The following is an 8,244-nucleotide window of genomic DNA, read 5'->3' as shown; positions in this document are numbered from 1 at the left end:
TGGAGTTTTAAAGAAAATTTTATCCAGATATATACAGCCCCTGCTTTCGGTACTAAGAAAACAGGGGCTAAAATTTTGCTTTGTCAACAAACTGAGACCTTCGTTGAAGGTCTTTTTTTTATGTGATAAAATATTAATACGAAGTTTTTTACAAGGAGGGTTTTGCATGCGAAAAACTCTCCTTACAGTAGATTGGGACTACTTCATTCCTTTTAAAAAAGAATGGTTTTTTTCTTATATAGAAAATGAGAGAAATTCTCTTCAGCTCTGGTACAAAAGGTATATAATGGCAAAATTGCAAGGAGAAGATTTGGAAAAAAGCGTAAGGGCAAGTTCTGAAAGGCTAGAGTTCTGGAAAAGTATAAAAAATATTCTGCCTTTTTACAAAGGAGTAAAGGTATTTGTATCTGAGTCCCACAAATTTGCTTATTATTTAGCAAAAAATTTTAACTGTGACAGAGTTATATCTTTTGACAGCCACTCTGATTTAGGATACAGTGGTTTGGCTTCTTTGGAATTTGAAGTAAACTGTGCCAATTGGTTGGGAAAACTTTTTAAAGATGATATAATAAAAGAAGCCATGGTTGTGTATAGCCCTTATTCTTTAGAAAAACCTTCTGATTTTGAAGAGTTCATAAATTTATACAGAATAGACTTTGTGTTTTCAGTGGACAAGTTGCCAAAAGATAGCTTAATAAGCGTAATTCACATCGCTAGGTCTGGAGCTTGGACTCCTCCGTGGCTGGACAAGGATTTTGTGAGATTTGTGAACAGTTTGGGATTGCTTTATCATGAGGTGGGAATAAGTCCTAGAGAATGGAAAGTATCTAAGCTTTCCTATGGAGACCAAATCTTTTATCTTAATTTTGCATAACTGGGAGGAAATGAAAAGTAAATGGTTACAAGACTTTATATAGCAAGGCACGGCCAGTCAAAGTGGAATTTAGAGAGCAGAATGCAGGGTATGAAAGATATTGAACTGACCCAATTAGGGTTGGAACAGGCTGAATTGCTTGCAAAAAGACTGAAAGGGGAAAACATAGATTGTATATATTCTAGTGACTTAAAAAGAGCTTATACCACCGCAGAAATAATTTCAAAAGAAATAAATGCCCCCATAGTAAAAATAGAGGAATTTAGGGAAATGTCCTTTGGAGTTTGGGAAGGGCTTACTGCGAAGGAGATAGAAGAAAACTATCAAGAACTTTATGACCTCTGGAAAACAGACCCTAGACATGTCCTTATAGAAAATGCGGAAACATTAAAAGAGGTCCAAAAGAGAATGCTCACAAAGACAAAAGAGATTGTAGAAGAGAATTGGGGAAAAAATATTCTAATTGTATCTCATGGCACTTCTATTAAAGCTCTAATTTTAGGATTGCTGGAAATCGATTTGAGCTTTTACCCTAGCTTTAGAATGGATAATGCTTCTCTTAGCATAATAGATATAAAAGAAAACAAAAAAGCAGTTCTAGTTTTGTATAACGATACCTGCCATTTAGGAGAGAGGAAGTAGAAATGAAAAAAGTATTCGTAATAGGCGGCGGAGCTGCTGGAATGATGGCGGCACTGGCAGCAGCAATGACAGGAAAAAAGGTGAGCCTTTTTGAAAAGAACAATATACTTGGCAAAAAATTGCTGGTTACAGGACACGGCAGATGCAATATTACAAATTTCGCGGAGAAAGATGCTTTTTTTGAAAACATTCCTGGAAACGGTAAATTTCTTTATAGTGCCTTTAGCCAGTTTTCCAACAGAGACCTCATGGAATTTTTAGAAAATAATGGGCTCAAATTGAAAGTAGAGAGGGGAATGAGAGTTTTTCCAGCATCTGATAGAGCGATAGATGTGAGAGATTTTTTTAAAAACCTGCTTGAAAAGAACGGAGTAAAAATTTTTTATAATTCAAGAGTTGAAGAAATAATAGCAGAGGATGGAAAGGTAGCCGGTATAAGGGTAGGGGATGACTTTTTACCCTGCGACAGTGTGATTTTGGCAACAGGAGGCTTGTCTTATCCTGCCACCGGGTCTACAGGAGACGGATATGCGATGGCTGAGAAGCTGGGACACACCATTGTGAAACCTTTTCCTGCCCTTGTACCTATAGTAACTCAGGAGAATGTGAGAGAGATAATGGGCGTTTCTCTTAAAAATGTAAAAGTTTATGCTATACAGGGCAAAAAAGTGATAAAAGAGGAATTTGGAGAGATGCTTTTTGCTCATTTTGGGCTTTCAGGCCCTGTAATACTTATTTTGAGCAGATTTATTTATGATTACCTTGAAAAAGGTGAGGTTTTTATAAAAATTGACTTAAAACCAGCTTTAACAGAAGAAAAGCTGGAAGAAAGAGTTTTAAGGGATTTCGGGAAGTACCCGAATAAAGATATAAAAAACGCTTTAAAGGATTTGCTCCCTCAATCTCTTATTTTATACATTTTGAAAAGGTCTGATATAGACCCTGATAAAAAAGTGAGAAGTATAACAAAGGTGGAAAGAAAACAGCTTGTAAAAACCTTAAAAAATTTGACTTTTAAAGTGAGAGAGTTAAGACCAATAAGAGAGGCTATTGTCACGGGCGGAGGAGTTTCTGTAAAAGAAATAAACCCTTCAACTATGGAGTCTAAAATAATAAAAGGGCTCTTCTTTGCCGGAGAAGTTATAGATGTAGATGGACTTACAGGAGGATTTAACCTTCAAATTGCTTTTTCTACAGGATATGTAGCAGGGGTTAATGCGTGAAAACCATTTTTCCTGCATTTTTTTGTTTACAGGGCATAATATATAGACTAGAAAAGGAGGGGTGGATGTGGGGAAAAGGAGAAAAAGGACTTTAAAAAGGTATGTAGACAGCGAAGTAGTGCTGGCAATTCTTATAATGATGGGCCTTTTGAGCATTGCAATTGCCCAGCTTTTTATTGGAAAAGAAGATGCTCACGTCTTTTTAGATTCTAATTTATCTCAAGAAGGAAAAGTCACAATTGAAGTAGTAGAAAAGGACAAAGCCCCAAATTCTTATATTCTGGTAAATGGAGAGCCAGTTTCTAATTTTTATAAGAAATCTATAACAATTAAAGTAAAGCCAAACCAAATTTTGGAGATAGATGGGACGAAAGAGAGCGAACCTCTCCACTTTAAAGTAACAGCCATAAGTGACAATGTGATTGAGCCTCAAAATACTACAGTGGTAAGGGTAGATAAAAATGTACAAAAAGTCTGCATGGTTAAACTAAAATAGCGTTTATGGTATAATAAAACTGAAGAAGCAGAAGAAAGGAGAATGTGCTATAAAGGTTATAAGAGGTGCTATCACTACTGAAAACACAAGAGAAGATATTTTTAAAGATACGGTTATTCTGATAGAAGAAATTATGAGAAGGAACGGGCTAAAAAAAGAAAACTTGATAAGCATTTTTTTTAGTGCTACAAAAGACCTAACTGCTGCGTATCCAGCAGAGGCTGTGAGAAAAGAGATGGAATTTGATGACGTTCCCATGATGTGTTTTCAGGAAATGGAGGTTAATGGAAGTTTACCTAAGTGCATAAGAGTGGCAATTTTTACAAATATAGATGAAAAACAGGAAGTAAAACATGTATATCTTAAGGAAGCAAAAAATTTAAGACCTGATTTGGCCTGAGGTGATAAACTTGACTGTAAAAATAGCTATTGATGGTCCTGCAGGGGCAGGAAAAAGCACTGTAGCAAAAAAACTTGCAAAGCTTTTAGGTTTTACCTACATAGACACAGGTGCAATGTACAGGGCAATTACTTTAAAAGTTTTAAGGGAGAACATTTCTCTGGAGGATGAGGAAAGAATAGTTGAAGTAGCTCGTAAAAGCGATATTTCTCTCGATGGAGAAAGGGTATTCTTAGACGGGGAAGATGTTTCAGAGGAGATTAGAAAGCCCATCATTTCACAAAAAGTCTCCGTTGTGTCGCAAATACCTGAAGTAAGAGAAATTCTAGTGAAGAAACAGCGAAAGATTGCAGAGGGAAAAAATGTCGTAATGGACGGCAGAGACATCGGCACTGTCGTGCTCCCAGATGCCCAGTTTAAATTTTTTCTTACAGCTTCTCTGGAAGAGAGGGCAAGAAGGCGCTATGAAGAGTTGAAAAATAAAGGTACAGAGGTAAAATACGAGGAAGTGTTAGAAGAAATAAAAAAAAGAGATAGTTTGGATTCAGGTCGCAAGACTTCTCCTTTGACAATTCCAGAAGGCGCAATCCTAATCGATACTACTGACCTTACAGAGGAAGAAGTTGTAGAAAGAGTTTATGAAGCAATAAGGAAGAATACAAAAGGGGAAATCTGATATGTTTTATTATTTTGCGAAAGTCATAGTGAGAGCAATTGTAAAAGTCATATTTCGGATTAAGGTAAAAGGCCTTGAAAATATCCCTAAAAAAGGGCCTGTCATAATATGCCCTAATCACATAAGCCTGCTGGATCCGCCAGTTGTCGGAGCACTTTTAAACAGGCGCATATATTTTATGGCGAAAGAAGAGCTTTTTAGAAATCCTTTTTTAAAGCTTCTTTTAGGGACAGGCCTTGGAGCTTTTCCTGTAAAAAGAGGCACTGCGGACTTATCCGCCATAAAAACTGCTTTAAACCATTTGAAAAAAGGAAGGGCAGTGGGAATTTTTCCTGAAGGGACGAGAAGCAAAACAGGCAAGCTCCAGAGGGCAGAGCCAGGGGTGGCAATGTTGGCCATAAAGTCAAAGGCTCCTGTTGTACCTGTAGGAATTAAGGGGAGATACGGACTGTTTTCAAGAGTTATTATAAATATTGGCAAGCCAATGACTTTTGAGAAATATTATGATTCCAAGCTTTCCTCCCAACAGTTAGCAGAAATTGGTGAAGAAATAATGAAAGAGATTGCTAAATTAATTTAGGAGGATTGAGATGGAAATTTTAATTGCTGAACACGCGGGATTTTGTTTTGGTGTAAAGAGGGCAATTGAAATAGCTTATGAGGAACTAAACAAACAAAAAGATACAAGGCTATACACCTTAGGAGAAATCATTCACAATCCTCAAGTGGTGAAAGACTTAGAAGAAAAAGGTGTAAGAGTTATAGAAGAAGAGGAGCTAGAAAAGCTTTTAAAAGGGGATAGGTTGATAATAAGGAGTCATGGAATTTCAAAAAAGTTGTACGAATTCCTAGAACAAAAGGGTGTAGAAATCATAGATGTAACTTGTCCTTTTGTAAAGAAAGTGCAGAACATAGTTGAAGAGTACTATAAAAAAGGGTATGATATAGTGATTGTGGGAGATAAGAACCATCCAGAAGTTATAGGGGTAAATGGATGGTGTGAAGATAAAGCTTACATAGTAAATTCTGTAGAGGAAGCAGAGAATTTACCTTTTTTTGAAAAAGCTTGCGCAGTATCTCAGACTACCCTGATTGAAAAGCACTGGGAAGACATACTTGAAGTTTTAAAAAGCAAGGCCAAAGAGCTGGTTTACTTTAACACAATCTGTAATGCTACACAAAAGAGGCAGGAAGCAGCAGATGCCCTTTCTAAAAAGGTGGATGTGATGTTTGTGATAGGTGGCAAACACAGTTCCAATACTCAGAAGTTGCGAAAAATATGTGAAAAGAACTGTAAAAACACCTATCACATAGAAAGGGCCGATGAAATTACTTTCGAAATGTTAAAAGGGCATGATATTATCGGCATAACCGCTGGAGCTTCTACACCTGATTATGTGATTGAAGAAGTCATAGAGAAAATTAAATCATTAAAAGGAGAAGATGAGAATGAATGATTTTTTAGAAGGGTATGTTTTTAGGCCCATTAAGGCGGGAGACATTGTGAAAGGCAAGGTAGTAAAAGTACTGGAAGATGGAGTTGTTGCAGACATAGGATATAAAGGAGAAGCCTTTGTGCCCAAAGAAGAACTCTCTTTAAATCCCGAATTTGACGTGCTTTCTAATTTTCATGAAGGAGAAGAGCTTGATTTATATATAGTGATGGTAGAAAACGAAGAGGGAAGCGTTGTTGCTTCAAAGATTAAAGCAGAAGAGAAATTAGGGGAAGAAAAAATTGAGAAAGCCTATAAAAATAGAGAGATAGTAAAAGGGGAAGTTGTTAAGGTTGTAAAGGGAGGAGTTATTGCTTATTCTTTAGGTAAAAGGCTATTTATACCTGCTTCCCATCTTTCAACAAAAAGAGTGGAAAATTTGGAAGAGTACTTGGGAAAAATATTAGAACTTCTAATAATTGAATATGTTCCTGGCAAAAAAATTATAGCTTCCCGCAAAGAAGTCATCAAATTAGAAGAGGAAAAGATGAAGGCTGAGCTTCTTGAAAGGCTTGAAGAAGGGGATGTAATAGAGGGGAAAGTCAGCAGGATAATACCAAAGGGAGCTTTTGTGAATTTGGGAGGAATGGATGGATTTATACCCATAAGTGAGTTAGGGCATGGAAGGATTAAATCTCCTGAAGAAGTAATAAAACCTGGTGATAAAGTGTCTGCATATGTGCTTAAAGTGGATAAAAAAGAAGGAAAGATTACTTTAAGCCTTAAAAAACTTCTACCAAACCCATGGGAAAATGTGAAGGAAAAGTATCACGAAGGAGATATTTTAAAAGCCAAGATTACTCGGATTATGCCTTTTGGCGTATTTGCAGAACTAGAGCCTGGAGTTGAAGGTTTGGTGCACAAAAATAATTTAGAAAAAAGTATCAAATCTTATTCTCCAGAGGATATTATAACAGTAGAAGTATTGGAAGTATCCTCCGATAGAATAAGCTTAAAAGAAGTGCCTCCTTTTGAAGGGGAAGATGATATAAAGCAAACTGAATACCAGGAATTAACAATAAACTTGGGAGAAATTTTGAAGAAAAAATTTTAGTTATGTCATGTAAAAAGCCTTGACAAAACAAAAAAATCTGATAAAATTAAACTGTCATGTAAAAAGCCTTGACAAAAGAGAAAAATTTGATAAAATTAAAGTCATTGAATGGGAACAAAATTTTAGTAAAGGAGGCACGATACAAAATGAATGCTTTGGGTCGCCACATTTTGGCAGAAGTTTACGGTTGTGACAGCAGGATTTTAGACGATGTGGAAATGATCGAAGATATCATGGTCCAAGCTGCAATAGCAACTGGCGCAGAAGTCAGAGAAGTGGCTTTTCACAAATTTAATCCCCAGGGCGTAAGCGGAGTAGTAGTCATATCAGAGTCTCATTTAACCATTCATACGTGGCCAGAACTGGGCTATGCCGCGGTTGACGTATTCACGTGCGGTGACCATGTCAACCCGTGGGATGGCGTTAATTATATAGCGAGAATGTTAAAGGCAGAGAATATGACTGCAACAGAGGTCAAGCGGGGGGTATTTGAGAAACCAGTTAAAGTTGCTAACTTCTAAAATATAAGATTTTCTAATCCTGTGTGGCTTTTATAGCCACTTTTTTCTATAATTAGGAGTGAAGATATTTATGGTAGGCTATGAGGAATTTGTTAAAAAAGTATACAAACTTACTGGAATCGACCTATCCCTCTACAAAGAAAAGCAGATGAAAAGGCGTTTGGAATCTCTCATTGCCAATAAAAAATTTAAATCTTACGACGAATACTATAACGCATTGCTCACTGATAAAGTATTATACGATGAATTTTTAGATTATATAACCATAAACGTCACGGAGTTTTTTAGGAACCCAAATCAATGGGAAATTTTAGAAAAAGATTTGCTGCCTACAATTGTAAAAAAAGGATTTAGGGTTTGGAGCGCTGCTTGTTCTACTGGAGAAGAGCCTTACTCCGTTGCAATGCTTTTGACAAAATTCATAGATTTAAAGGATGTAACGATAATTGCAACTGATATTGATATAAGGGCATTGGAAAAAGCAAAAAAGGGCATTTATTCTGTGGATGCGGTAAGTAAAATTCCTTATCCGGAGTATGTAAAAAAATTTTTTAAAAAAATAGACGAGAAATACTATCAAATTTCTGAAGAAATAAGAAAGGCAGTCCGCTTTGAAAAGCATGACCTTTTAAAAGACGAGTATCCAAAAAATATTGATTTGCTAATCTGCAGAAATGTGCTAATATATTTTAATGACATTGCTAAAGATAAAGTGTATAGAAAATTTTATGAGTCTTTAAATGAAGACGGTATATTTTTCGTCGGAAGTACCGAGCAGATAATATTGCCTTATAGGTATAATTTTGAACCTGTCAGGACTTTTTTCTACAAAAAAATCAGTTTTCAAAAATGAAGAGGTGTCATA

General features: G+C 36.2%; 11 protein-coding genes. All 11 read left to right on the top strand.

Features of this window, described 5'->3' with window-relative positions; all coding sequences use genetic code 11:
- Positions 1–166: 166 nt before the first annotated feature.
- The 11 genes from EV203_RS10280 to EV203_RS10230 all read left to right on the top strand — a co-directional run bounded on the left by EV203_RS10280 (position 167) and on the right by EV203_RS10230 (position 8,232).
- Positions 167–874, top strand: a complete 708-nt coding sequence (locus EV203_RS10280) for a hypothetical protein (protein ID WP_009610263.1) — start codon at positions 167–169, stop codon at positions 872–874.
- A gap of 21 nt (positions 875–895) precedes the next feature.
- Positions 896–1,516 carry a histidine phosphatase family protein gene (locus EV203_RS10275; RefSeq protein ID WP_011025641.1) on the top strand — a complete coding sequence of 207 codons (621 nt, stop codon included), beginning with the start codon at positions 896–898 and terminating at the stop codon, positions 1,514–1,516.
- Positions 1,517–1,518: 2 nt separating this feature from the next.
- A complete protein-coding gene (locus EV203_RS10270; RefSeq protein WP_011025642.1) occupies positions 1,519–2,739 on the top strand; it encodes a BaiN/RdsA family NAD(P)/FAD-dependent oxidoreductase in 1,221 nt (406 codons plus the stop codon).
- 67 nt (positions 2,740–2,806) lie between these two features.
- Positions 2,807–3,235, top strand: a complete 429-nt coding sequence (locus tag EV203_RS10265) for a hypothetical protein (RefSeq protein WP_011025643.1) — start codon at positions 2,807–2,809, stop codon at positions 3,233–3,235.
- 10 nt (positions 3,236–3,245) lie between these two features.
- Positions 3,246–3,635 (top strand): chorismate mutase, encoded by a 390-nt coding sequence (gene aroH / locus EV203_RS10260; protein ID WP_310466638.1) that lies wholly within the window; start codon positions 3,246–3,248, stop codon positions 3,633–3,635.
- Positions 3,636–3,645: 10 nt separating this feature from the next.
- Positions 3,646–4,311, top strand: a complete 666-nt coding sequence (cmk, locus tag EV203_RS10255) for a (d)CMP kinase (RefSeq protein WP_009610262.1) — start codon at positions 3,646–3,648, stop codon at positions 4,309–4,311.
- A 1-nt stretch (position 4,312) separates the two neighbouring features.
- Positions 4,313–4,891: a lysophospholipid acyltransferase family protein gene (locus EV203_RS10250; protein ID WP_011025646.1), complete on the top strand. Its 579-nt coding sequence runs from the start codon at positions 4,313–4,315 to the stop codon at positions 4,889–4,891.
- A gap of 10 nt (positions 4,892–4,901) precedes the next feature.
- Positions 4,902–5,768 carry a 4-hydroxy-3-methylbut-2-enyl diphosphate reductase gene (locus EV203_RS10245; protein ID WP_011025647.1) on the top strand — a complete coding sequence of 289 codons (867 nt, stop codon included), beginning with the start codon at positions 4,902–4,904 and terminating at the stop codon, positions 5,766–5,768.
- Positions 5,755–6,858, top strand: coding sequence for a 30S ribosomal protein S1 (locus EV203_RS10240; RefSeq protein WP_052722046.1), 1,104 nt, complete (start codon positions 5,755–5,757; stop codon positions 6,856–6,858). The genes EV203_RS10245 and EV203_RS10240 overlap by 14 nt, the downstream gene beginning before the upstream one ends.
- Before the next feature lie 146 nt (positions 6,859–7,004).
- A complete protein-coding gene (gene speD / locus EV203_RS10235) occupies positions 7,005–7,379 on the top strand; it encodes an adenosylmethionine decarboxylase (protein WP_011025649.1) in 375 nt (124 codons plus the stop codon).
- A 70-nt stretch (positions 7,380–7,449) separates the two neighbouring features.
- Entirely contained in the window at positions 7,450–8,232 is a 783-nt protein-coding gene (locus EV203_RS10230) for a CheR family methyltransferase (protein ID WP_011025650.1), read from the top strand.
- Positions 8,233–8,244 lie beyond the last annotated feature (12 nt).

The sequence above is a fragment of the Caldanaerobacter subterraneus genome (genome assembly GCF_004345675.1).
Taxonomy (GTDB): Bacteria; Bacillota; Thermoanaerobacteria; order Thermoanaerobacterales; family Thermoanaerobacteraceae; genus Thermoanaerobacter; species Thermoanaerobacter subterraneus.
The sequence above is the reverse complement of the archived record's forward strand: the minus strand, read 5'-3'. Positions and strand labels throughout refer to the sequence as shown.